Origin of the sequence: Deinococcus depolymerans, assembly GCF_039522025.1 — a bacterium.
Lineage (GTDB): Bacteria > Deinococcota > Deinococci > Deinococcales > Deinococcaceae > Deinococcus > Deinococcus depolymerans.
Genome location: NZ_BAAADB010000022.1, coordinates 1 through 22,789 on the forward strand (window position 1 = coordinate 1; position 22,789 = coordinate 22,789).

General features: G+C 71.4%; 19 protein-coding genes. 13 read left to right on the forward strand and 6 right to left on the reverse strand.

Going from position 1 to position 22,789, the window contains the following annotated elements:
- Positions 1 to 272 precede the first annotated feature (272 nt).
- Positions 273 to 809 carry a DUF2721 domain-containing protein gene (locus ABDZ66_RS11615; RefSeq protein WP_343759017.1) on the reverse strand — a complete coding sequence of 179 codons (537 nt, stop codon included), beginning with the start codon at positions 807 to 809 and terminating at the stop codon, positions 273 to 275.
- 154 nt (positions 810 to 963) lie between these two features.
- Between ABDZ66_RS11615 and ABDZ66_RS11620 the strand changes: the two genes are divergently transcribed.
- Positions 964 to 1,362, forward strand: a complete 399-nt coding sequence (locus ABDZ66_RS11620; RefSeq protein ID WP_343759019.1) for a hypothetical protein — start codon at positions 964 to 966, stop codon at positions 1,360 to 1,362.
- Between the two features lie 102 nt (positions 1,363 to 1,464).
- Complete coding sequence (locus ABDZ66_RS11625; protein WP_343759021.1) at positions 1,465 to 2,616, forward strand: aminotransferase class I/II-fold pyridoxal phosphate-dependent enzyme; 1,152 nt, start codon at positions 1,465 to 1,467, stop codon at positions 2,614 to 2,616.
- A 118-nt stretch (positions 2,617 to 2,734) separates the two neighbouring features.
- On the opposite strand, the gene ABDZ66_RS11630 is transcribed toward ABDZ66_RS11625, so the two are convergent.
- Positions 2,735 to 3,043: a hypothetical protein gene (locus ABDZ66_RS11630; RefSeq protein WP_343759023.1), complete on the reverse strand. Its 309-nt coding sequence runs from the start codon at positions 3,041 to 3,043 to the stop codon at positions 2,735 to 2,737.
- A 100-nt stretch (positions 3,044 to 3,143) separates the two neighbouring features.
- Between ABDZ66_RS11630 and ABDZ66_RS11635 the strand changes: the two genes are divergently transcribed.
- The 5 genes from ABDZ66_RS11635 to ABDZ66_RS11655 all read left to right on the forward strand — a co-directional run bounded on the left by ABDZ66_RS11635 (position 3,144) and on the right by ABDZ66_RS11655 (position 14,197).
- Positions 3,144 to 3,944, forward strand: a complete 801-nt coding sequence (locus tag ABDZ66_RS11635; protein ID WP_343759026.1) for an exodeoxyribonuclease III — start codon at positions 3,144 to 3,146, stop codon at positions 3,942 to 3,944.
- 263 nt (positions 3,945 to 4,207) lie between these two features.
- Positions 4,208 to 8,545, forward strand: coding sequence for a ribonuclease R (gene rnr / locus ABDZ66_RS11640; RefSeq protein WP_343759028.1), 4,338 nt, complete (start codon positions 4,208 to 4,210; stop codon positions 8,543 to 8,545).
- Between the two features lie 203 nt (positions 8,546 to 8,748).
- Entirely contained in the window at positions 8,749 to 10,572 is a 1,824-nt protein-coding gene (gene treZ / locus ABDZ66_RS11645) for a malto-oligosyltrehalose trehalohydrolase (RefSeq protein ID WP_343759030.1), read from the forward strand.
- Positions 10,569 to 13,427 carry a malto-oligosyltrehalose synthase gene (gene treY, locus ABDZ66_RS11650; RefSeq protein ID WP_343759032.1) on the forward strand — a complete coding sequence of 953 codons (2,859 nt, stop codon included), beginning with the start codon at positions 10,569 to 10,571 and terminating at the stop codon, positions 13,425 to 13,427. The genes treZ and treY overlap by 4 nt, the downstream gene beginning before the upstream one ends.
- Before the next feature lie 77 nt (positions 13,428 to 13,504).
- On the forward strand, positions 13,505 to 14,197 hold the full coding sequence (locus ABDZ66_RS11655) for a Bax inhibitor-1/YccA family protein (protein ID WP_343759034.1): 693 nt from the start codon (positions 13,505 to 13,507) through the stop codon (positions 14,195 to 14,197).
- Positions 14,198 to 14,257: 60 nt separating this feature from the next.
- Here ABDZ66_RS11655 and ABDZ66_RS11660 read toward each other — a convergent pair whose 3' ends face one another.
- Entirely contained in the window at positions 14,258 to 15,334 is a 1,077-nt protein-coding gene (locus ABDZ66_RS11660) for a polysaccharide deacetylase family protein (RefSeq protein ID WP_343759036.1), read from the reverse strand.
- Positions 15,335 to 15,351: 17 nt separating this feature from the next.
- The gene (locus tag ABDZ66_RS11665; protein ID WP_343759038.1) at positions 15,352 to 16,107 is read right to left on the reverse strand and encodes a metallophosphoesterase family protein; all 756 of its coding nucleotides are present in this window, start codon (positions 16,105 to 16,107) and stop codon (positions 15,352 to 15,354) included.
- Between the two features lie 45 nt (positions 16,108 to 16,152).
- Between ABDZ66_RS11665 and ABDZ66_RS11670 the strand changes: the two genes are divergently transcribed.
- The 3 genes from ABDZ66_RS11670 (at position 16,153) to ABDZ66_RS11680 (ending at position 17,437) form a co-directional block, all read left to right on the forward strand.
- Positions 16,153 to 16,683: a GNAT family N-acetyltransferase gene (locus tag ABDZ66_RS11670; RefSeq protein ID WP_343759041.1), complete on the forward strand. Its 531-nt coding sequence runs from the start codon at positions 16,153 to 16,155 to the stop codon at positions 16,681 to 16,683.
- A gap of 74 nt (positions 16,684 to 16,757) precedes the next feature.
- Positions 16,758 to 16,979, forward strand: a complete 222-nt coding sequence (locus tag ABDZ66_RS11675) for a hypothetical protein (protein WP_343759043.1) — start codon at positions 16,758 to 16,760, stop codon at positions 16,977 to 16,979.
- 80 nt (positions 16,980 to 17,059) lie between these two features.
- Positions 17,060 to 17,437 (forward strand): DoxX family protein, encoded by a 378-nt coding sequence (locus ABDZ66_RS11680; RefSeq protein WP_343759045.1) that lies wholly within the window; start codon positions 17,060 to 17,062, stop codon positions 17,435 to 17,437.
- Positions 17,438 to 17,478: 41 nt separating this feature from the next.
- Here ABDZ66_RS11680 and ABDZ66_RS11685 read toward each other — a convergent pair whose 3' ends face one another.
- Complete coding sequence (locus ABDZ66_RS11685; protein WP_343759047.1) at positions 17,479 to 18,087, reverse strand: DoxX family protein; 609 nt, start codon at positions 18,085 to 18,087, stop codon at positions 17,479 to 17,481.
- Between the two features lie 136 nt (positions 18,088 to 18,223).
- On the opposite strand from ABDZ66_RS11685, the gene ABDZ66_RS11690 reads away from it, so the two are divergent.
- On the forward strand, positions 18,224 to 19,396 hold the full coding sequence (locus tag ABDZ66_RS11690; RefSeq protein WP_343759049.1) for an acetyl-CoA C-acetyltransferase: 1,173 nt from the start codon (positions 18,224 to 18,226) through the stop codon (positions 19,394 to 19,396).
- A 101-nt stretch (positions 19,397 to 19,497) separates the two neighbouring features.
- Here the strand turns inward: ABDZ66_RS11690 and ABDZ66_RS11695 are convergent, their stop codons facing one another.
- The gene (locus ABDZ66_RS11695) at positions 19,498 to 20,421 is read right to left on the reverse strand and encodes an SMI1/KNR4 family protein (RefSeq protein WP_343759051.1); all 924 of its coding nucleotides are present in this window, start codon (positions 20,419 to 20,421) and stop codon (positions 19,498 to 19,500) included.
- A gap of 205 nt (positions 20,422 to 20,626) precedes the next feature.
- On the opposite strand from ABDZ66_RS11695, the gene ABDZ66_RS11700 reads away from it, so the two are divergent.
- Positions 20,627 to 22,042, forward strand: coding sequence for a serine hydrolase domain-containing protein (locus ABDZ66_RS11700; RefSeq protein WP_343759053.1), 1,416 nt, complete (start codon positions 20,627 to 20,629; stop codon positions 22,040 to 22,042).
- A complete protein-coding gene (locus tag ABDZ66_RS11705) occupies positions 22,039 to 22,725 on the forward strand; it encodes an ankyrin repeat domain-containing protein (protein WP_343759055.1) in 687 nt (228 codons plus the stop codon). Before ABDZ66_RS11700 ends, ABDZ66_RS11705 begins: the two co-directional genes overlap by 4 nt.
- The last annotated feature ends 64 nt before the right edge of the window (positions 22,726 to 22,789 follow it).

Below are 22,789 nucleotides of genomic sequence, written 5' to 3' on the forward strand. Positions count from 1 at the left end.
ACAGGCGGGGTTCTGACAGACGAAACTCTCGAGTGGGAGCTCTTTTGACACGTCCGGGGATAGGCCCCGGACGCTCCCATTTCAGTGGTGTCGGGCATAGTTCCAGCCAACTACCCTTTCAACCGGAGTCCGCGTTATACCGACTCCGATTGAATGGGCTGCAACGCCCGTTCAATCCGAGCGGATGCGAGCAGGAGAGAAACGGGTTCCGGACGTGGAGTCGGCAATCCGGTGAAGTTCCGGATTGTCGGCGAAACAAACGGCAGTCCGTATTACACGTCGAGTTTCTCGCCGACCTCTTTCATGAGGCGTTCGTCGTACAGCCCGGCGTAGTGTTCGCCGAGGGCAACGAGGAATTTCATTTCCTCGCGGGTGGTGCTGGCGCTCAGGCGCGTCTCGAAACTCAGGAGCAGCGCGCCGTACGCGAGGCTGGCTGACCCGGCAATGGCGATCATGACGGGCAGCAGGCCGGCCGCCTGGTTCAGCAGGGCGCTGCTGCCGATCAGGATGCTGGTCAGGACCAGCAGGGCCACGGCGAGGTACAGCGAGGTCATGGCCCGCACGATGATGCGGCTGCGCCGCGCCAGTCGTGGGAGTTGCTGCACGATCAGGCGTTTCTCCTCGCGGGCCAGGCCCTCCTGGCGGCCGTCCTCGGTCACGAGTTCCTTGAAGCGCGCCGTGAGTTGCCGGACGCGGTCGGTCACGCGGCCCAGGCGGCTGCTGGTGCTCATGAGCAGCGTGCCCGCCCCGCTGATCAGGACGGCCGGGGTGATCATGGCGGTGAGAACCTGAAGGCCGGAATCTGCCATGCCTTCAGGGTAACGCGGGGGGCGCCGCGTCGCCCGGCGCGGCCTTCGACAAATCTGCACATTCCCTGCATGGTCCCTGCACGGCCCGGACGCATTCTCTGTCTCAAGACGGGAGGCAGCCACGAGGCGCACCCGCCACCTAAGGAGAACGACCATGAAAAAGACCCTGATGACCGTGACCGCTGCCCTCGCCCTGACCTTCACCGCCGGGAGTGCCTTTGCCGCGCCGTTCACGGCGTACGCCACCGACGGGAACGGGCAGCAGTACGTGGGGCTGTACACCGAGTCGAGCTGGATGGCGATCGAGGTGCCGCTGGCCGACCTGGGCTACACCGTGCCCTCTGACCTGAGCATCGACGCGGCGGGGCTGAGCGACGGCACGACGATCACGCTGGACCGCGTGGACCGTCAGGGAGAGTACGCGCTGCTGTACGTGACGGTCGAGCGGGCCGACACGGGCGTGAACGTGAACGATCTGGCGCAGATCACGGTGAAGTCGGGGGACCGCGCGCTGACGACCGTCAGCATTCCGGTGTTCGGCGCCAGCCAGTAACGCCCGGCCAGGGAACGCCGGGGCGGGGGGATCTTCCTGGGAGAGGGAAGGTCCCCCCCGCCCCGTGCGCGCGTTCCGGCCGGGCGCGCTAGGCTGGCAGGCATGTGGCGGTCAGTGCGTGCAGGGGCGGTACCGGGAAGCGTGTTCGCGTTGATGGACGCCGCGAAGGAGCGGGCGCGGGCGGCGGGGCTGGCAGTGGTGGACCTGAGTATCGGCAGCAGTGACCTGCCCCCGCCGGACGTGGTGCTGGAGGTGCTGCGCGGCGCGACGCGGGATCCCGGCACGTACCGCTACCCGCTGTTCAGCGACACGGCGCCGCTGCGGGAAGCGGCGGCCGCCTACCTCGCCCGCCGGTTCGGCGTGACGGTGGACGCGCAGACAGAGGTGCTGCCGCTGATCGGCGCGCAGGAGGGCCTGGCGCACCTGCTGCTGGCCGTGACGGACCCCGGCGACACGCTGCTGCTGCCGGACCCCTGCTACCCGCCGTACCTGGGGGCGGCGGCCGTGGCGGGCCTGAACGTGGTGACGCTGCCCCTGCGCGCCGAGCGGGGGTTCCTGCCGGACCTGGACAGCGTGCCGCCGGGCGTGCGGCCGCGGGCGCTGCTGCTGAACTACCCGAACAATCCGACGTCGGCGGTGGCGGACGCGGCGTTCTTCCGGAAGGCAGCCGCGTGGTGCCGGGCGCGGGGCACGCTGCTGATTCACGATCACCCGTACGCGGAACTGACCTTCGGCGAGTACCGCGCGCCGAGTGCGCTGGAGGCCGGGCTGGACGGCGTGATCGAGCTGCACTCGCTGAGCAAGACGCACCACATGGGCGGGTTCCGGGTGGGTTTCGCCGCGGGGGACGCCGGGGCGGTCGCGGCGCTGGCCGGCGTGAAGGGCGCCGTGGATTTCCACCCGTACCTGGGCATTCAGCGGGCGGCGGCGTACGCGCTCTTACTGCCGGACGCGGTGGGGCGGGCGGGCGCGGCGGTGTTCGAGACGCGGCGGGACGCGCTGGTGCCGGCGCTGCGGACGCTGGGCTGGGAGGTGGAGACGCCGCAGGCGAGCATGTACGCCTGGGCGCGCGTGCCGGGGCTGCGCGACAGCGTGGCGTTCGCGGTGCGGGCGGCCGAGCGGACCGGCGTGGCGGTCAGTCCCGGCGCGGCCTTCGGGGCGGGTGGCGAGGGCTTCGTGCGCTTCGCGCTGGTGCAGCCGCCCGAGGTGCTGCGCGCGGCGGCGCGGACGCTGGGGTCCGTGCCGGTCAGCTGAAGGGAGGCGGGGCGCAGGACGCCCTGATCGCGTCCCGCGCCCCGCCTCCCCCGTGCGGATTCCGTCTCGCTCCGCTCGGATTGAACGGGCTTTGCAGCCCATTCAATCGGAGTCCGTATTACTTGTCGAACTTGCCGTAGCCGGCGGCGCTGCGGCGCTGGGCACCGCGGGCGTAGTCCATCTGCATCTCGACGGTGTCGTGCTTGCCCTCGGTGAAGGTGCTGTCGTGAATCCAGTAGTTCAGGCGGTCGTCACCGAGCTGCACCCAGAATTTATGTTCGTCTTCGGGGTCGCGCCAGAAGCAGACATGCTCGAAGGCGTTCTTCTGGGCCCAGACCTGAATGTCCGTGAGGACTCGGGCGGCCCTGGGGTGGGTCATCTCGAATTCCTTGCCGTCTGCCTCGTTGCGGAACTTGATCTCGACCATGGTGCGTGTAGCGTAACAGACTGGCCGCGGAGCGGGGACACGAACGGCGCTGAGCGTCCCTTGAGGCGCGTGCGGGTGGAGCGCGGTATGCTCCGGCGCGATGACGGATGGCGTGATGACGGACGTGGCAGTGGGCCGGGCGGGCGGGTTGAAGGTCACGACCCTGAACGTGAACGGGCTGCGCAGCGCGCTGCGCAAGGGGCTGGCGGACTGGGCGGAGCGTGAGCGGCCGGACGTGCTGCTGCTGCAGGAGGTGCGGGCCGATCCCATGCCGGACGCGCTGGCGCACCTGGGGTATCAGGGCGCGTGGTTCCCGGCGGGGAAGGCCGGGTACAGCGGCGTGGCGGTCCTGGCGCGGCACCCGCTGGAGGACGTGCGGGCCGGCATGGCGCACGCCGAGATGGACGCCGAGGGGCGTGTGGTCAGCGCCGTGGTGCGGGGGGTGCGCTTCGTGAGCGTGTACCTGCCGAGCGGCAGCAGCGGCCCGGAGCGTCAGGAGTTCAAGGACCGGGTGCTGGGTGACTTTCAGGCCTGGACGGACGCGCTGCTGGCCGAGGGAACGCCGGTCGTGATCGGCGGGGATTACAACGTCGCGCACCGCGAGGTGGACCTGAAGAACTGGCGGGGCAACCAGAAGAACAGCGGGTTCCTGCCGCACGAGCGCGAGTGGATGACCCGCCACCTCGCGTCGGGCCTGACCGACACGCACCGCGCCTGCCTGGGCGAGCAGGCCGAGTACACCTGGTGGAGTAACCGCGCGAACGCCTACGCGAACAACGTGGGGTGGCGCATCGATTACCTGCTGGCCTCGGGCGTGGACGTGCAGGACGTGCGGGTGGGCCGGGACGCGCGCCTGAGCGACCACGCGCCGCTGAGCGGCTGGGTGCGGGCCGGCAGGTGAAGGCCCGGTCAGGTGAGCGCGGGCCAGCGCGTGTTATGCTGACCGTGCTGCCGGGTTCAGGACAGCGCCCCCATCACGCCTGCTCAGGGCATTCGCCAGTTCGGGCGGTGGGTTCACGGCGCAACCCGAGGAAGCGAAAACCAGTTCCCGTGGGCGGGTTGCGCGCGTGTTCCGCGTGCCAGATGCAGGCAGACTGACCGCGTCCCAAACGAGTTCACCCCCACGGGCGCGTCCTGATTGACCAGGTACGTTACATGCCGAAAATGAAGAAGACGGAAGCGGTGCCAGCCACCCCCAGTGCCGGCACCGAGCCCACCAAGACAGCGCAGCGCAAGCAGAAACAGCGGCCGGACGTGACCGCGACCCAGACCGTGGCGGACGCCACGAATTCCACGACCAGCCAGCCGGACGCGCAGGTCGCGCCCGGTTCATCCGGCGCGGCCCGGAAGCCTGCCGGAGCGGGCCGCGGCAGCCGCAGCGCCGCCCGCCCCGCCGAGGCAGGTGCGTTGGCAGCCACTCCCAGGAAGGCGGCCCGCCGGACCGCCTCCACCCCCGACAGCACGCCCGACACCGGCCCCGAGGCGGCCACGCCGGCCGCTGCCGTCCAGGCCGAGACGGCCGCCCCCGGCGCGAAACCGCGGAAGGCGGCCCGGACCACCCGGGCAGCCAGCCGCGAAGGCCTGGCTGACGCCGCGCCCCCGGCCGCGCCGGTGGCCGCCACGCCCGGAACGGACGCGCCCGCCAGCCCGGTGAAACGTGGGCGTGGCCGGCGCGTTCCGGCCGACGTGGTTGCCGACCTGACCGCCGACGTGCCGCCCGCCGAGGGTCTGAACGACGGCGCGGCCGCCGCTCCGGACGCTCCGGTGCCGGCGCCTGCCGTGGACGCCGGACGGGGTCGCCGGACCGCGGCGGGTCGCTCCGGGAAAGCGCAGGGGGCCAGCCCCGCCGCGGACCCCGCCGGGCAGCCCGTGAAGGCCCGCCGCGGCCGGAAACCCCGCGCGGAAACGGCGTTCCCCGCCGCGCCCGGAGTCTCGGTTCCCGAAGCGGCCGTTCCCGAAGTGGCCAGTCCCGAAGTGGCCAGTCCCGAAGTGGCCAGTCCCGAAGTGGCCGCTGTTCAGGAGGCCGCTGCGCCGGCGCCCGCCATGCCGGCGGATGACCAGCCGGCCGTGGACGCCCCGGCCCGCCGCGGCCGCGCAGCCCGCACCGGGAAGCAGGCCCCGGCGGTGCCGGCCGCGGCCGAGGCGACGGCACGCCCGGTTCGCCGTGGCCGCAAGCCCCGCACGGAAACGCCCGGCGGGGACGCCGGGCGTCCCGTGACCTCTCCGGCAGGGGCGGAGGCGACCGCAGATCAGCAGGATGCCGGACTGGAAGCCCAGTCCAGCCCGCTGATCCTGGAAGTACCGAAGAAGCGGGGCGGCCGTGGTCGCCGCCCGGCGCTGGCGGCGGATCAGACGCTGCCGGACCTGCTGTCGGGCGTGGAGGCCATTCCCGCGCAGGTGGATGAGGTGGACGCCGCCGGCGTTCCGTCGGCCTCGGCGACGGTGGAGACGGCCGAGAAACCGGCGCGTCGGGGCCGCAAGCCGCGCGCGGCCACGGCGGCCCCCGCGCCCCAGGCGGAGCAGAGCGGCGAGAGCGGTGACGTGGACCGCGCCGACCCGGACACGGCGCTGCCGGACGACGGGCTGCCGGAGGACGGGCTGCTGGACAGCGGGGCGCAGGACGGCGACGGGGACACCTCGCTGCTCGAGGCGAATCCGGCGCGTGACATCGTGGTCGCGCAGCTGCGCAAGCTGGGCCGCCCGGTGCACGTCAAGGACCTGGAGCGGACCTTCACGCGGCAGACCATCCGACGCCTGGGGAACTGGCGGGACCTGACCGACCTGCTCGAATCGCTGGTCGAGCAGGGGCAGGTCATCCGGACGCGCAAGAAGACGTACGGTCTGCCCGAGGCGATGAGCCTGGTGCGCGGGCGGTTCCAGGCGTCGGCGGCGGGCTTCGGCTTCGTGATTCCCGACAGCGGCGGCGACGACTTCTACATCCCGGCCGAGCAGACCATGGAAGCCTGGAACGGCGACATCGTGCTGGTCCGCATGGAGGGCCGCGGCGACACGGGCCGGGGCGGCGGGCCGCGCCGTGGGCAGAAGGGCGACGGGAACCCGCGCGCCAGCGTCGTGCGGATCGTGCAGCGCGCGTACAAGCAGCTGGTGGGCACCCTGGAATTCCATCACGGGCACCCGATCCTCAAACCCGACGATCACCGGGCGCGGCACCGCATCCTGGTGCTGCCCGACGGTCTGGACGAGCTGGAGGCGGGCGCGCGCGTGGTCACGGAACTGTTCTGGCCGGAGAACACCGGCGAGGACGAGGTGTTCGGGCAGGTCACGCGGGTGCTGGGCGCCGAGGACGATCCCGTGACCGAGACGGAAGCGGTGATCGTGAAGTTCGGGCTGCGCGGCGAGTTCCCGCCCGAGGTCGAGGAGCAGGCGAACGCCATTCCCACGCGGATTCCCGAGGAGGCCCTGAAGGGCCGCCTGGACCTGCGGGAGTTCAACATCTTCACGGTGGACGGCCGGGACGCGAAGGATTTCGACGACGCGATCCACATCCAGCCGACCCCGGAGGGGACGTTCGTGGTCGGCATTCACATCGCGGACGTGAGCCACTACGTGACCGAGGGCACGCCGCTGGACGAAGAGGCGTACGCCCGCGCGACCAGCGTGTACCTGCCGGGGCGGGTGCTGCCGATGCTGCCCGAGCACCTGAGTAACGGCGTGTGCTCGCTGGTGCCGTACGAGGACCGCCTGACCATGACGGCCATGGTGGAACTGAGTGCCGAGGGTGAGATCCTGAAGGTGCAGATCGCGCCCAGCGTGATCAACTCCAAGGCCCGCCTGACGTACGACGAGGTGCAGGCGTACAGCGAGGCGACCGCCCCGCTGCCCGAGCAGGCCCGTCAGCTCGAGGGGGACCTGCACCTGCTGCTGAAGATCACGACCAAGCTGCGCCAGAAGCGTCTGCGTGAGGGGTCGCTGGACTTCAAGCTGCGCGAGGTGAAGGTGGACGTGGGTGCCGACGGCCGCATGGAACTCATCCCGATCCGCGAGGAGACGGCGCGCGGCATGATCGAGGACCTGATGCTGCTGGCGAACAAGGTCGTGGCGCACGAGCTGCTGCAACGGGAGATTCCGGCACTGTTCCGCATTCACGAGGAACCGACGCTGCAGCGCTTCCAGGACGTGACGAACGCCATCGGGCGGCTGGGCTTCTCGTTCCCGGGTGGGGAGCCGACCCCGCAGGCGTACCAGGCGGTCCTGAAGCAGGTGCGGGGCACGCCGCGCGAGAGCGTGGTGAACACGCTGCTGCTGCGAAGCATGCAGCAGGCGAAGTACGCCGGGGAGAACCTGGGGCACTTCGGGCTGGCGTTCGACGAGTACCTGCACTTCACCTCTCCCATCCGCCGCTACCCGGACCTGCTGGTGCACCGCGTGCTCAAGGGCATGCTGAGCGGGGAACTGAAAGCCGGGAACCGCGAGGTCGCCAAGCTGCAGGGTCGCCTGCCGGCCATGGGGGACCACACCAGTGACCGTGAGCGCACGGCCAGCGAGGCCGAGCGTGATCTGACGAAGTACTACCAGGCGAAGTGGGCCCAGGAGCACCTGGGCGAGAGCTTCACCGGGAACGTGTCGGGCGTGGTGGCCAGCGGGCTGTTCGTGGCGCTGGACAACGGCGTGGAAGGCAAACTGCACATCAGCAACCTGGACGACGATTACTACGCGTTCATCGAGGACGCGCAGATGCTGCGGGGCCGCAGCCGGGGCCGCTCGTACCGCCTGGGTGACCCGGTGCACGTGACCATCAGTACCGTGAACCCGCTGGCCCGCCAGACGGATTTCACGCTGGCCGATCCGACCAGCCCGGACTACCGACCGGGCGACATTCATCAGGAGACCGATATGGATTCACCCGTTAAACCGCGCGCCCGGCGCCGCGAAGACCGTGAGCAGGAAAAACGTGAGAAGCTGCAGAGCGTGCCCGTGAGTGAACCCAAGAAGTTCACGCTGGACGATCCCTCGCACCGGCCTGCGCTGTCGCCCGCTCCGGAGCGGGGCGGCCGTGGCCGCGGCCGTGAGGGTGCGCGGGAGGGGCGGGCGCCGGGCCGCACCTTCGGCGGCGTGAGCATGGGCGGGCGTTCCCGGCGCGTGATCACGCTGGAGCGTCCGCGCAACGAGCACCTGCGCCCGGTGAACATCACGGTGCAGCGGATGTACTTCGGGGACTGGACGCTGGAGAACATGCCGCCCGAGGACGGCCAGGGTGGCCGCAGTGGCGGTCGCCCGCCGGGGCGCGGTGAGCGCGGAGGCGAGCGTGGCGCGGAGCGTGGGCGCGGGTTCACGCGTGGCGGCAGCGACCGGGGCGCGGTGCAGCGCGTGAACGGCCGTCAGGGGCCGCAGGGTGGGCGCGGCGCGCAGAACACCCAGCGGGAGTCCGTGACGGCGCAGGTGCCCGAGACGGCCGCGGCCGGCAGCGCGGACGATGCCAAACGCCGCCGCCGCCGCCGGGGCCGGCGGGGCAACGGCAGTGGCGGTACCCCGCAGGGCTGACCGGCACAACCAGTCGGCAGGTGGACCGGCGCGGCCGTGGAGGGGGCTTCCCCTTCCGGCCGCGCTGACCTGTGGTGTGGCGGTGGGTGCGACGGGGCGGGTATGGAGGGCAGGTTGAGGGCGTTCTCATGGTGGGGGGGTGGGGGGCCACTAGCCTGAAGCCACTGCCACGCCGCTTCGGGTGGCCTGCAAGGGGTGAGAGCATGAGTGACTCGGAATACGCGGCCCGTCGGGACAGTCCGCAGGATCAGGTGAGGTCGAGGCTGGGAGCGCACCTGCTGCCGGGCGGCCGGGAGACCCGCTTCCGGGTGTGGAGTACCCGCGCGCAGCAGGTGACCGTTCGGGTGAACGGCGAACGTCACCCGATGGAAGCGCTTCCCGGTGCGTACTTCGAGCTGGTCCTGCCGGTCGGGGCGGGCAGCCGCTACCTGTTCGAACTGGACGGTCAACCCACCCCGGACCCCTACGCGCTGTTCCTGCCGGACGGCGTGCACGGTGAGGCCGAGGTCGTGGACCTGGGAACGTACCAGTGGCAGCACACCGACTGGAACGGCCTGCCGTTGCCGGAGTGCGTGTTCTACGAGCTGCACGTGGGTACCTTCACGCCAGCGGGCACGCTGCGGGCCGCGCAGGAGCGGCTGCCGTACCTGCGGGACCTGGGCGTGACGGCCGTGCAGCTGATGCCGCTGGCCGCCTTTCCCGGTCAGCGGGGCTGGGGCTACGACGGCGTGGCGATGTACGCGCCGTTCGCGCCGTACGGCCGGCCCGAGGACCTGATGGCCTTCGTGGACGCCGCGCACGGGCTGGGGCTGGCCGTGTTCCTGGACGTCGTGTACAACCACTTCGGGCCGGACGGGAACTACCTGCTGTCGTACAGCCCGTCGTACTTCACGGACCGCTTCCACACCGCGTGGGGGCAGGGCCTGGACTACGCCGAGGAGCACATGCGGCGCTACATCACCGGGAACGCCCGGCTGTGGTTGCAGGAGTACCGCATCGACGGCCTGCGGCTGGACGCCACGGCCGCCATGCAGGACGACAGCGAACTGCACATCCTGCGGGAACTGGCGCGCGAGGTTCACGCGCTGGGGGGCCGTCACGTCCTGCTGGCCGAGGATCACCGCAACGAACCGTCCCTGGTGACCGACGACGGCCTGGACGGCATCTGGGTGGACGACTTCCATCACGAGGTCCGCGTGACCCTGACCGGCGAGCAGGAAGGCTACTACGGGGGCTTCCGGGGCGGCGCGGCCGAACTGGCGCAGGTCATCAACCGCGGCTGGCAGTACGAGGGGCAGTTCTGGGACGTGACCGGCGAGGAACACCACCGGGGACGGCCGGCCGACGCGCTGGAAGCCCCGAGTTTCGTGTACTGCATCCAGAACCACGACCAGATCGGGAACCGGGCACTGGGGGACCGGCTGCACCAGACGGACGGCGTGACCCTCGCCGAGTACCGGGGGGCCGGCACGCTGCTGCTGACGCTGCCCATGACGCCGCTGATCTTCCAGGGGCAGGAGTGGGCGGCCGGGACGCCCTTCCCGTTCTTCAGCGACCATCACGGCGAGCTGGGAGCGCTGGTCAGCGAGGGCCGCCGCCGGGAGTTCGCGTACTTCTCCAGTTTCAGTGGCGCGAACATCCCGGACCCACAGGCGGAGGCCACGTTCCTGAGCGCGAAACTCGACTGGTCCGAACTGGAACGCGGCGAGCACGCGCGCACGCTGGCGCTGTACCGCCGCCTGCTGCACCTGCGGCGGCACGACCCGGTGCTGTGCCAGCGGTCCCGGCGCTTCCTGTCGGCCGGCAGCAGCGGGGACGGCCGGGTGCTGTGGGTGCAGTGGCGGACCCCGCAGGGGGAACGGACGCTGCTGTGGAACCTGGGTTCGCAGCCGCTGCAGGACCTGGCCGCGCTGCCGGTTCCGTCCGGCGCGCCGGTCCTGCTGCGCTCGGAGGACCCGGACGGCTCACCGCTGAGCGCGCGTCCGCTGGCACCGGGCGAGGCGCTGCTGCTGGGAGACCCGGCGTGAGCGGCACGTCCGTGAGTAACGGGGCCGTCCCGGACGGCTTCACGCCGCACCTGCCGGCCGCCACGTACCGCCTGCAGCTGCACCGCGACTTCGATTTCGCGGCGGCGCGGCGCACCCTGCCGTACCTGAAACGGCTGGGCGTGACCGACGTGTACCTGTCGCCCATCTGGACCAGCACGCCCGGCAGCACCCACGGCTACGACGTGACCGACCACGCGCAGGTCAACCCGGAACTGGGCGGCCTGGCGGGACTGCGCCGCCTGTCCGCACGGGCGCGTGAACTGGGCCTGGGTCTGATCGTGGATTTCGTGCCGAACCACATGGGCATCCAGGGCGGGCACAACCCCTACTGGGAGGACGTGCTGCGCCACGGGCAGGCCAGCCGGTTCGCGCACTTCTTCGACATCTCGTGGCACCCGCTGAAACGCGCGCTGGAGGGCCGGGTGCTGCTGCCGGTGCTGGGCGACCAGTACGGCCGGGTGCTGGAACGCGGCGAACTGCAGCTGGAACGCCAGGGCGGGGTGTTCAGCCTGCGTTACTGGGAGCGGGCGCTGCCGATGTCCCCACGGTCCGTCGCCCGCATCCTCGCCTGGGTGCAGGAGGCCCTTGCGTCCGGGACGGACACCGCCACCCGCGCGGAACTGGCGAGCATCCGCCGCAGCGTGGACAACCTGCCGCGCAGCACGTCCGCGGACCTGACCGACACGGACCGCGTGATCCGCGCGCAGGAGGTCGAGGTCATGACCCGGCGTGTGCAGGCGCTGGCCGAGGCGTCGGGCGCGGTGCGCGCCGCGCTGGACGCGACCGTGAAGGCCGTGAACGCCGACCCCGCCCGTCTGGACGCGCTGGTGAGCGAGCAGAACTACCGGCTGGCCTTCTGGAAGGTCGCGGCCGAGGAGATCAACTACCGCCGCTTCTTCGACATCAACGACCTCGCGGCGCTGCGCATGGAGGACCCGCGCGTGTTCGCCTGGGCGCACGCCACGCTGTTCGAACTGCTGCGTGAGGGGCTGGTGCAGGGCGTGCGCCTCGACCACACGGACGGCCTGTTCGACCCGGCCGGGTACTTCCAGGCCCTGCAGGCCGGCGCGGCGAACGCGCTGGGCCTGGACCCGGTCTCGGCGCTGCGGGACGGGCCGCTGCCGCTGTACGTGGTGGCCGAGAAGATCCTGGAACCCGGCGAGGTCCTCCCGGACGCCTGGGCGATCCACGGCACGACCGGGTACGACTTCCTGGCGCAGCTGAACGGCGTGTTCGTGGACGGCACGAACGAGGAGGAGATCAGCGCCGTGTACCGCCGCTTCACCGGGGACCGCTCCTCGTACGGCGAGCACCTGTACCGCGGCAAGCACCTGATCCAGCGGGTCAGTCTGCCGGGCGAGGTGAACGTCCTGGCCGAACACCTCGAGCGGCTGGCCGAGGCGGACCTGCGGGCGCGGGACTTCACGCTGAGTACCCTGCGCGCCGCGATCCGCGAGGTGATCGCGTCGTTCCCGGTGTACCGCACGTACATCCGCGCGGACGGCGCGCGGGAACCCGGTGACGACGCGAAGATCGCGCACGCCATCCGCGACGCGAAAACCCAGAACCGCCGCGCCGGGGCGCCGCTGGACCCCAGCGTGTTCGATTACCTGCACGCGGTCCTGACCCTGAACGCCCCGGACGCGGGCACGCGGGACGCGTACGCGGACTTCACGCTGAAATTCCAGCAGCTGACCGGCCCCGTGACCGCCAAGGGCGCCGAGGACACCGCCTTCTACCGCTACGCCCGGCTGCTGTCCCTGAACGAGGTGGGGGGCGACCCGGCGCTGTTCGGGACGCCGCTGCGGACCTTCCACGCGGCCGCCGCGGCGCGGGCGGCGCACTGGCCGCAGGCGATGCTGGGCGGCAGCACGCACGACACCAAACGCGGCGAGGACACCCGCGCGCGCATCAGTGTCCTGTCGGAGATCCCGCAGACCTGGGCGGCGTACCTGAGCCGCTGGTCACCGCTGATCCGCTCGCTGGAAACCGAACTGGACCTGGGCCGCGCTCCCACCACCCTGGACGCCTTCGTGCTGCTGCAGAACGCCCTGGGGGCCTACCCGCTCGACGGACGCACGGAGGACTTCGCGGACCGCCTGAGCGCCTACATGCTCAAGGCGGCGCGCGAGGCGAAACTCCGGACCAGCTGGGCTGCGCCGGACAGCGACTACGAGGCCGCGCTGGACGCCCTGGTGCGCGGCCTGCTGGGCAACGACGCCTTCATGGACTCGCTGCGGGAACTGCACGGCCGGATCAGTCCGTACGGCGCGCAGAACGGCCTGAGCGCCGCGCTGGTGCGCCTGAGCGCGCCCGGCGTGCCCGACACCTACCAGGGCAGCGAGGGCTGGAACCAGAGCCTCGTGGACCCCGACAACCGCCGCCCCGTGGATTACGGCGCGCTGAACCGCACGCTGGGCCGCCTGGAACGCGGGGCAGGCACCGCGCTGGCCGGGCGGCTGCTGGATACCTTCGGGGACGGCAGCGTGAAGGTGCTGGTCACCTGGGCCGCCCTGAAGGCCCGCGCCGAACACCCGGACCTGTTCCGGCACGGCACGTACCAGGGCGTGGACGCCGGGCGGCACATCGTGGCGTTCCGGCGCGAACACGCCGGGCAGCTGGCGGTGACGGTCGCGCCGCGCCTGACCCTGACCCTCACGCGCGAGCAGCGGCCCTGGGCGACCGCCGAGGCGTGGGGGAACCGGCAGATCACCCTGCCGGCCGGAACGTACACGAACGCCCTGACCGGCGAGACGCTGCGCGTCCGCGCGGCCCGCACGCCCCTGGCGAAGGTGCTGGAGAACTTCCCGCTGGCCCTGCTGGTCCGCCAGTAGCGGCGCCTCAAGGCTCGCTCAAGGGCGCGCCCGGCGCGGCGGGAACTCCCGTCAGGCCGGGCGCGTATCCTTGGTGTATGCAGACCTTCACTCCCACCCAGTCGAGAACCACGGACATCGTCCGGACGTTCATGGCCCGCACGTACTCGTGGATGGCCGCCGGTCTGGCCCTCACGGCCGGCGTGGCGTGGCTGACCGCCAGCAACGAAGTCCTCGCCCTGCAGGTCCTGAACCTGCGCATGCCGCTGATCCTCGCGCAGCTGGCCCTGGTGTTCGTCCTGAGCCTCGGTGCGCAGCGCCTGCCGAGCGCCCTGGCCGGGGTGCTGTTCATCGTGTACGCTGCCCTGACCGGCCTGACCTTCTCCTCGATCCTGCTGGCCTACGACATGAGTGCCGTGACCGCCGCGTTCGCGACGACCGCCGGCACCTTCGGCCTGATGAGCGTGGCCGGCTTCGTGATCAAGCGTGACCTGAGCGCCATGGGCCGCTTCTTCATGTTCGCGGTGATCGGCCTGTTCGTCGCGATGATCGTGAACCTGTTCGTCGCCAGCAGCGCCCTGACGCTGGGCATCAGCGTCGTGGGCGTGCTGCTGTTCGCGGGCCTGACCGCCTACGACACCCAGATGCTGCGCAACCTCGCCCTGAGCGGCGTGCAGGGCGAGATGGCCGAGCGGGCCTCCATCAACGGCGCGCTGGCGCTGTACCTGGATTTCATCAACATGTTCCTGTTCATCCTGCGTCTGTTCGGGATCGGCGGCAGCCGCGACTGACCGCTCAACCCGCAAAGCGCCCCCGCCAGTGGCTCGGCGGGGGCGCTTTTCCTGTTCAGCTCATTTCGGGTACAGCGTCTTCACGAGCGGACTGTTCAGGTTCGCGTCGCCGCGCAGGGTGGCGTACGGCAGCGTGACGGTCTCGGCGCACACGCCCACGACGTGCGGCAGGTCGCTGGGGGTCAGGTTCACCCCGGCGGCGCTCAGGTGCGCGGTGAAGTCCCCGGCACTGTCCCGCAGGACGTTCAGGCACTCCGGGTCCACCTTCGCCTTCACCGCCGACAGGTACAGCGTCTTCTGCCGCGCCGCGCCCAGTTTCGGGAACAGGGTGGTCAGCGGGACGGCGCGGCCCGTGACACGGTCCAGGATGACGCCCTCGGTCCAGTACGAGGGGTGCGCGCCGCCGCAGTAGTAGTCCACGTCGTCGCGCAGGCTGAGCAGACGGGCGTTCGACAGCGTGATCCCGGCACTCAGGTTGTAGCCCCCCTGCGGGTCCTTCTGGGCGGATTCGGGCAGCATGGCCCGGCAGTCCAGGGCGTCCGCCGCGTGGCGCAACTGGCGGTCCTGCAGCGCGGCATTCAGCGCGCCGCTCGCGCCGGGCACGCGCGGGTACGTCACGCCGGACAGCGGCTCGCGCACCGCGCGCCCCCCGGGGAGTGTGACCCAGGGGCGGTTCAGTTTCAGGAACGCCAGCGGGTCGTCGCGGCGCAGCGCACCCAGGCCCGGCGAGAGGGGCAGGCGCAGCGGCAGGCGCGCCGCGTCCAGCGGTGTCAGGTTCACCTCCAGCGCCCTGGCCGCGCCGGGCGCCTGCCACGTTCCCTTCAGGCCGCCGGAAGTGGGCATCAGGGTGAAACAGCCGGTCAGCACGCGGTCACCATGGTCACGGCGGACGCTTTCTTCCAGCACCAGCGCGTTCCCGCTGCGGCGCACCTCCAGGAACAGGTCGAGGCTGCGGCCCTCGTAGAAGTACCGGGATTCACCGCGGGGATCGAGGCTCAGCGCGACCGGCAGCGTGCCGAGGGTCCCCCGGAACGTCCCGGCGCGCGCCCAGTCGGGTTGCCCCTCGGTGCCGCCGCACCCGGCGGCCTGCGCGCCCGCGCCGAGGACGAGCGCGGCAGTGAACATCCATCTCAACATGCGCGCAGCGTACACCGTCAGGACGGCGGGCCTTCCCACACGCCGTCCCCGCGCGCGTCCATGGTGCCGGTCCTCAGGATGCTGGCCTCCCCGTCCCCGAAGGGCGTGTGCGTGGCCGCCCAGGTGACCGCCGCGTCTATGTCGTACGGCACGGCGTGAAAGGTGACGGCCCAGTGACCGTTCACGCGGTCCAGTTGCGTCCAGCGGGCACGCGGATCGCCGTCCACCTGATCGCTGACCGCCCCGGCGTTCACGACCAGCGTGTCGCCCACGCGGGTCACGCCGGGCCGGTGGGTGTGCCCGCACACGACCACCGCGGCGTTCAGGGGTTCCACCTGGGCGCGCAGACTTCTGGGGTCACGGGCGCGGTAGTACCCGCCTGCGTCCCACTCCCACAGCAGGCTGTCCCACGCGCTTTGCGGCGTGCCGTGAAAGGCCAGCAGGTCCCCGGACCGCGCGGTCAGCGGCAGGGCAGCCACGCGCGCCAGCAGCGCCGGGTCGGTGTTCGCCGCGAGCCACGCCCCGTACGACATGGAGAGCGGCGAGCGGCGGCCCCCCGGCCAGAGTTTCTCCTCGTTGTTGCCGCGCACCTCCAGCGTCCCGGCCGCGGCGAGTTCCGCCTGCAGCATCAGGGCGCGGGCCGGGTCGGCGCTCCCCTCTACCTGATCCCCCAGGTTCACGATCAGGTCCGGCGAGTGGCGGCGCACCTCACGCAGGACGGCTTCCAGCGCAAAGGCGTTTCCGTGGACATCACTGATCACTGCGGCCCTCATGTGGCGCAGGGTAGCGCCTGCCACGCGGCCCCTACACTGACCGGCATGACCCCGTTGCGACCGCTGATCCGTCGGCGCCACCCCCGCGACCTGCCGGCCCTCACGGCGACGCTGCGCGCCGTGCACGAACAGCGCGGCTACCCTTCCGTGTGGCCGGACGACCCGGCGGCCTTCGTGACCGCACGCGGCGAGGCGTGGGTGGCCGTACACGGGGGTCAGGTGGCGGGGCAGGTGGTGCTGACCCCGCTGCCGGAACCCGCGCCGGCCTGGGCGGCCCCGCTGACCGGGCCGGCGCCACTGCTGGAAGTCAAGCGGCTGTTCGTGCATCCGGACGCACAGGGGCGCGGACTGGCACGCGCCCTGCTGGACCACGCGCTGCAGCGGGCGCAGGCGCGGGGCGCGCGGGCAGTCCTCCAGGTGAACGGGCGCAGCCTGCCCGCCGTGCGGCTGTACGAACGCGCCGGGTGGACGCTGGCCGGATGCACGCGCGCCACCTGGACCGACCCGGACGGCACGCACCCGTGGGTGCGGGTGTACGTTCCGCCGCGCCCCCCTGAGGCGGGCACGTGGTCTTGAGCGTCACTTCAGAGATCAAGCGCCGTTCACGGCGTCCGCAGGAAGCCCGGAACCGGACCTGTCAGGGTAAGGACATGCCCGACAAAGACGACAAGAACAGCGGCCACACCAGCCAGCCCGAGCAGTTCGACCGCAACAGCAAGGAAGTGCATGACATCGCGGACGGCCACCAGCCGTCCCTGAAAAGCGCGAACGACCGCGAGGCCCAGGCCCCCCGCAACACCGACGACGGCCTGAGCGACAAGGAACGCCGGGACCGGGACGAGGCACGCAACGTGCCCGCCGATCACGGCTGAACCGGACCCGGCAGGAGCCACGCGGCCAGCGAGCCTGCGGGCTCCTTTTCTTTTGCGCCTGCATGCGCGACGCTGCGTGCATGGAATCCCGCAGGCCCACCCCCGGCGTCCTGCTGTTGACGGCGCTGTTCGTCACGGCGGGCGCGTTTCACTTCGTCACGCCGCGCGTGTTCGATCAGATCGTGCCGGCGTGGGTGCCGCTGCCGGCCCGCACCGCCACGCTGCTCAGCGGCGCGGCCGAACTGCTGGGCGGCCTGGGCCTGCTGCATCCCGCCACCCGGCCCGCCGCCCGCTGGGCCCTGCTGGCCCTGCTGCTGGCGGTCTTCCCCGCGAACGTGAACATGGCGCAGCACCCGCAGCAGTTCGGGCTGCCCGGCTGGGCCCTCTGGGCGCGCCTGCCGCTGCAACCGCTGCTGATGTGGGCCGTCTGGCGGGCCGGACGCACCCGCCGGCCCTGAACCGCGCGGGGGATCCCGGCGGGTCCGGGCCGGGGGGCAGTTCACAGCGGAGCGGGCGGCGGCCGGACCACGCCCCGCCCGCGGGCGTCCGGGCCGGACCGCTGGCCCAGGCGCGGCAGCACCCAGCGGTCCAGGCCCAGCCAGCCGGCCACGCGCCAGCCCAGCACCAGCCACGTCGCCAGGATGAACAGCACCGGGTTGGCGCTCACCGTGCCCGCCAGCAGGAAGTTCGCGTTCAGGAACCCGCCCAGGAACGCGGCGACGCCCGTGAACAGTCCCAGGATCAGCGCCACGCCGACCGCCAGCTCCCCGAACGTCACGAGGTGCGAGAACAGCGCCGCGTTCGGCAGGGCCACCTGACCGATGAACCACGCGTACCAGCCGGTCACGTCCGGGTGATCCCCACCCGTCCGGGTCAGCGCGCCCTTCAGGAAACCGCTGACGGCCCCCCCGGCGTCCGCGCCGACCCAGCCGCCCCCCGTCAGCTTGTGCCAGCCGGCGCTGAGCCACTCGTAACCCACGTAGACCCGCAGCGCGGCCCACAGCGGCGCGAGGCGCGTGTCCGCGAACAGCAGGTGTGACAGGCGGTGCTCACGCGGGGCGGACGGGTCGTTCGGGGCGGAAACCGGCGTGCTCAGGGCAGTGCTCATAGGGACCTCCCGGCGGCTCCCGGACAGCCAGGGCCGCGACTCCCCGAGCGTGCACGCCGGGCATTACGGGTGCGTTACCGGGCCGTTCCCGGTCCGGTGACCGGCCCGGACACCTAACGCCCGTTAGACTCGGCCCATGAACAAACTGGTGATCGTGGCGGCGAAGCGCACGCCGATCGGAAGCTTCATGGGCAGCCTGAAGGACGTCTCGGCGGCCGACCTGGGCGTCACGGCAGCGAAGGCCGTGCTGGACGGCGTCAGCGGCGCGGATGTCGCGGACGTGATCGTGGGGAACGTCCTGCAGGCCGGGAGCGGCATGAACGTGGGCCGTCAGGTCGGCATCGGCGCGGGCCTCCCCAATGACGTGCCGGGTCTCACCGTGAACCGCGTGTGCGGCAGCGGCCTCCAGGCGGTCATCAGCGCCGCGCAGGGCATCCGCGCCGGGGACGGGAGGCTGTACCTCGCGGGCGGCACCGAGAGCATGAGCCGCGCCCCGTACCTCCTCCCCCGCGCCCGTGAGGGGTACCGGCTGGGGCACGCGCAGGCGCTGGACTCCATCCTCTCGGACGGCCTGACCGACGTGTTTGGGAACTACCACATGGGCATCACCGCCGAGAACATCGCAGAGGCGTGGAACCTGACCCGCGAGGAACAGGACGCCTTCGCGCTGGAGAGCCAGACCCGCGCCGCCGCCGCACTGGAGGGCAACTTCTTCGCGGAGGAGCTCGTCAGCGTGGAGGTGCCCGGCCGCAAAGGCCCCACGACCTTCAGCGCCGACGAGTACCCGCGCGCCACCACCGCCGAGGCCCTCGCCAAACTGAAACCCGCCTTCAAGAAGGACGGGACCGTCACCGCCGGGAACGCCAGCGGCATCAACGACGGCGCCGCCATGCTGCTGGTCGCCAGCGAGGAGTACGCGCAGACGCACGGCCTTCCCATCCTGGCCGAGATCGCCAGTTACGCCGCCATCGGCGTGGACCCCGCCATCATGGGCATCGGCCCCGCCAAGGCCGTCCCCGTCGCCCTGACCCGCGCCGGAATGAGCGTCGCCGACGTGGACCTGTTCGAACTGAACGAGGCCTTCGCCGCGCAGTCCCTCGCCGTCATGCGCGACCTGAACGCCGACCCCGCCCGCGTGAACGTCACGGGCGGCGCCGTCGCCCTCGGGCACCCCATCGGCGCTTCCGGGGCGCGCGTGCTCGTCACGCTGATCCACCAGCTGCGCCGCCTGGGCAAGGAAACCGGCGTCGCCAGCCTGTGCATCGGCGGCGGCATGGGCATCGCCGTCGTGGTGCGCGCGCGGGCGTAACGCCACGCCAACTGGCGGATTCCGCTGCAGAGGCACGTCCCCAGAAGTGGGGGCGTGTCTTTCACATACCGCTTAGCGTCCCTGCGCAGACCCCACGTCCATCAACTGTCTGCCCACGCCAGAACCAGCCAACCGTCCGGTTCCGTCTCGACCCTGATCCGGGCCTGCTGTGCATTCTGCGGACGCTCCACCCTGAAGCCATGGCGTTGTAGCGCCTCAATCAAATAGTGCACGCTCAAGGTGACGGGGAAGTCGCGCGCCAGCTTCACCAGCGCCTCGCCGGTGTTCGGGGCGTCCAGGTCGGTGATGGCGTTCAGTAGATTGAACACGATGGAGCTATTCGGGGCATGCTCCCGCGCGGCGTCAGTCAGGGCTGGCAATGCCCAGTGACACTTCCGGCGAACCAGAAGGCGACTGGTGAACACTGCCAGGCCATCATCACGGAGGAGGGGCAGCAGCTCCTGCTCACGGCCCAGGGGGCACAGGGTCAGGAGGAACGCCCCGTGGTACTCCCTGATCGGCGCGTCCAGGGCAGGGTTGTACGTGGCGAGGTGCGCGTCGAACACCTGCCTCTCCTGTTGTCCCATGCCGGAATCGCCCGTGTAATCCCGCATCAGGTCGAAGTCGTCACGGCGATACGCGTCCAGCAGAGCCGCGTACAGCCCGTTCGCATCTCGGTAGTGAGGTTCGATGAAATACGGCCAGTCGTGGTTGATTCGCCCGATCAGTCCTCGTTCCTCGCCCTGGACGAAAACGACGAAGTAATTCCCCCCGCCATCCGCCCACACCGGCAGGAACCGGTGACGGAAGAACGGACACTCGTCTTCCCAGAACTCGTCCGACACCCGGCAGGCCTCGATCAGTTCCTCCAGGGATTGCAGCCGCGCCATGAGCACCGGCTCCTCACTCCCCTCTTCGCCGTTGTGGTCGAGGTAGAGGTTCCTGAGGTCGTCCGGTAACGGCTGTCCGATCTGGATTTCCGCTGCGCTGATCTCCGATGCCGTCGCCGGGGCATGAAAGGTCACACCGGCCTCGTTCAGGAGCCGAATTGGGGAGTGCATGCGGCATCCTGGCATGAACAGCGGGATCGAGAGGCTGCGGGTGTGGACGGGCGCAGGGCAACGATGAGCAGGCCGCCGCGTGCCCAGTACGGAAATTCACCGGTAGGTGCGCCAACTGGCGGATGCCGCCGCAGTGGCACGTCCCGTAGCGTGAGGCGTGCCTCTTTCTATGATTCAGGTGTCGCCGGAGTCGCTGGGTCTGCCGTCCGGGGCGGTGCTGGCGTGGCTGGACGCCCTGGCGGCGGACGGGCTGGAGCTGCATGGGTTCACGTTGCGGCGCTCGGGTCGGGTGGTAGCCGGGGGGCACTGGTTCCCGTACGGGCCGGGGCGGGTGCATCACGTGTACTCGATGAGCAAGGCGTTCGCGGCGGCGGGTGTGGGGCTGCTGGTGCAGGAGGGTCGCCTGAGCGTGGAGGACCGGGTGGTGGACCTCTTCCCGGACGCCCTGCCGCCGGTGGTAGGTGAGCACCTGCGGGCCATGCGGGTCGAGGACCTGCTGACCATGCGCACGGGACACGCGGCGGACGTGACGGACGCGCTGGTGGCAGCGGGGGACGGGGATTGGGCGGCGGCGTTCCTGGCGCAGCCGGTGGCGTTCAGGCCGGGCACGCACTTCGTGTACAACAGTGGCGCGTCGTTCCTGCTGTCGGCGCTGGTGCAGCGCGCGACCGGGGAGACGCTGCTGGACTACCTGACGCCGCGCCTGCTGGAGCCGCTGGGGTTTCGGGGGGCGCGCTGGGTGAGCAACGCGGGGGGCGTGAACCTGGGCGGGTGGGGCCTGCACCTGCGGACGGGGGACGTGGCGAGGTTCGGGCAGCTGCTGCTGAACCGGGGAGTGTGGCAGGGGCGAACGCTGCTGGCTCCGGCGTGGGTGGACGCGATGGGTACGGCGCACGTCCCGCCCGGCACGAACCCCGGCGATGAGATCAGCGACTGGGCGCAGGGGTACGGGTACCAGCTGTGGCGCTGCCGTCACGGCGCGTACCGCGCGGACGGGGCGTTCGGGCAGTTCTGCGTGGTGATGCCGGAGCAGGACATGGTGCTGGCCGTCACGGCGGGCGTGGGCGACATGCAGCGCGTGCTGGATCACACCTGGGCGTCCCTGCTGGGCGCGGCGCAGTCCTCTCCCCTGCCGCCCGGTGCGGACACAGAGGCGCTGCGGGTGCGTTGTGAAACCCTCACACTGCCCGTCCCGGAGCTCCTTGATCCGCCCCCGCTGCGGGACGTGCAGGCGCACTTCACCTTCGACCCGAACGACGAGGGTTTGGAGGCCGCGACCCTGACTGTCACGGGTGAACGCGGCACGCTGGTCCTCGACGGGCGGACGCCGAACACGGTCCGCTTCACCCTGAACGCCTGGGAGGAGCAGACGCTGGACACCTGGGGCACCACCGTCGCCCTGACCGTCCGGGCGGGCTGGCAGGCGGACGGGACGCTGGCCCTGACGCTGCTGCTGATCGAGGATGGCGCCCGCTGGGAGGTGCGCTGGCCCGCCCCGGATGCGCCCCTGACCGTGGAGTTGTGCGCCCCGCATTACGGCGAGGGCCACACGCTGAGTGCCCGAGCCTCTACCCTGGGCGCATGACTGACGGAGCAACAGTGGGGGACCGCGAGGCGGCGTTCTTCCTGGCGATCAAGACGCGGGACGAGGCGCTGCTGCGCGCCCTGGTGGACGGGGACGCGGGGCTGCTGGGCCTGCCCAGTCCGATGGGCGTGAGTCCGGTGCTGTTCGCGGTGTACTACGGCCGGGCGGACATGGCGCGCGTGCTGGTGGAGCTGGGCGCGCCGCTGGATGTGTTCGAGGCAGCCGCGCTGGGGGACGAGGCGGCCCTGACGCGCGAACTGGACGCCGACCCGGCGCTGGTGCATGGCGTGAGTGGGGACGGGTTCAGTCCGCTGGGCCTCGCGGCGTTCTTCGGGCACGCGGGGGTCGCGGAGGTGCTGCTGTCGCGCGGCGCGGACGTGAACGCGGTCAGCCGCAACGCGATGGGGGTGCAGCCGCTGCATTCGGCGGTGGCGGGCGGGCACGGGGCGCTGGCGCGGGCGCTGGTCATGGCGGGCGCGGACGTGAACGCCACGCAGCAGGGCGGGTTCACGCCGCTGATGGCGGCCGCGCAGAACGGCGACGCGGGACTGGTGCTGTTCCTGCGGCAGCGGGGCGCGGACGCGGAGGTCCGGACGGCGGACGGTCGCCGCGCGGCGGACTTCGCGCGTGAGGAGGGGCACGCGGCGCTGGCCGATTCGCTGGAGGACCCGCTGCCGGCGTGAGTGTTCCTGAACAGTTCCGTTCGGGTGCCTGAAGAAAGCCGGAATGCGCGGGCGGACCGGGACG

What these genes read in the sequence shown, in the direction of transcription:
- ABDZ66_RS11615 (WP_343759017.1), bottom strand. Translation starts at nt 809, where the DNA reads ATGGCAGATTCCGGCCTTCAGGTTCTCACCGCCATGATCACCCCGGCC.
- ABDZ66_RS11620 (WP_343759019.1), top strand. Translation starts at nt 964, where the DNA reads ATGAAAAAGACCCTGATGACCGTGACCGCTGCCCTCGCCCTGACCTTC.
- ABDZ66_RS11625 (WP_343759021.1), top strand. Translation starts at nt 1,465, where the DNA reads ATGTGGCGGTCAGTGCGTGCAGGGGCGGTACCGGGAAGCGTGTTCGCG.
- ABDZ66_RS11630 (WP_343759023.1), bottom strand. Translation starts at nt 3,043, where the DNA reads ATGGTCGAGATCAAGTTCCGCAACGAGGCAGACGGCAAGGAATTCGAG.
- ABDZ66_RS11635 (WP_343759026.1), top strand. Translation starts at nt 3,144, where the DNA reads ATGACGGATGGCGTGATGACGGACGTGGCAGTGGGCCGGGCGGGCGGG.
- rnr (WP_343759028.1), top strand. Translation starts at nt 4,208, where the DNA reads ATGAAGAAGACGGAAGCGGTGCCAGCCACCCCCAGTGCCGGCACCGAG.
- treZ (WP_343759030.1), top strand. Translation starts at nt 8,749, where the DNA reads ATGAGTGACTCGGAATACGCGGCCCGTCGGGACAGTCCGCAGGATCAG.
- ABDZ66_RS11655 (WP_343759034.1), top strand. Translation starts at nt 13,505, where the DNA reads ATGCAGACCTTCACTCCCACCCAGTCGAGAACCACGGACATCGTCCGG.
- ABDZ66_RS11660 (WP_343759036.1), bottom strand. Translation starts at nt 15,334, where the DNA reads ATGTTGAGATGGATGTTCACTGCCGCGCTCGTCCTCGGCGCGGGCGCG.
- ABDZ66_RS11665 (WP_343759038.1), bottom strand. Translation starts at nt 16,107, where the DNA reads ATGAGGGCCGCAGTGATCAGTGATGTCCACGGAAACGCCTTTGCGCTG.
- ABDZ66_RS11670 (WP_343759041.1), top strand. Translation starts at nt 16,153, where the DNA reads ATGACCCCGTTGCGACCGCTGATCCGTCGGCGCCACCCCCGCGACCTG.
- ABDZ66_RS11675 (WP_343759043.1), top strand. Translation starts at nt 16,758, where the DNA reads ATGCCCGACAAAGACGACAAGAACAGCGGCCACACCAGCCAGCCCGAG.
- ABDZ66_RS11680 (WP_343759045.1), top strand. Translation starts at nt 17,060, where the DNA reads ATGGAATCCCGCAGGCCCACCCCCGGCGTCCTGCTGTTGACGGCGCTG.
- ABDZ66_RS11685 (WP_343759047.1), bottom strand. Translation starts at nt 18,087, where the DNA reads ATGAGCACTGCCCTGAGCACGCCGGTTTCCGCCCCGAACGACCCGTCC.
- ABDZ66_RS11690 (WP_343759049.1), top strand. Translation starts at nt 18,224, where the DNA reads ATGAACAAACTGGTGATCGTGGCGGCGAAGCGCACGCCGATCGGAAGC.
- ABDZ66_RS11700 (WP_343759053.1), top strand. Translation starts at nt 20,627, where the DNA reads ATGATTCAGGTGTCGCCGGAGTCGCTGGGTCTGCCGTCCGGGGCGGTG.
- ABDZ66_RS11705 (WP_343759055.1), top strand. Translation starts at nt 22,039, where the DNA reads ATGACTGACGGAGCAACAGTGGGGGACCGCGAGGCGGCGTTCTTCCTG.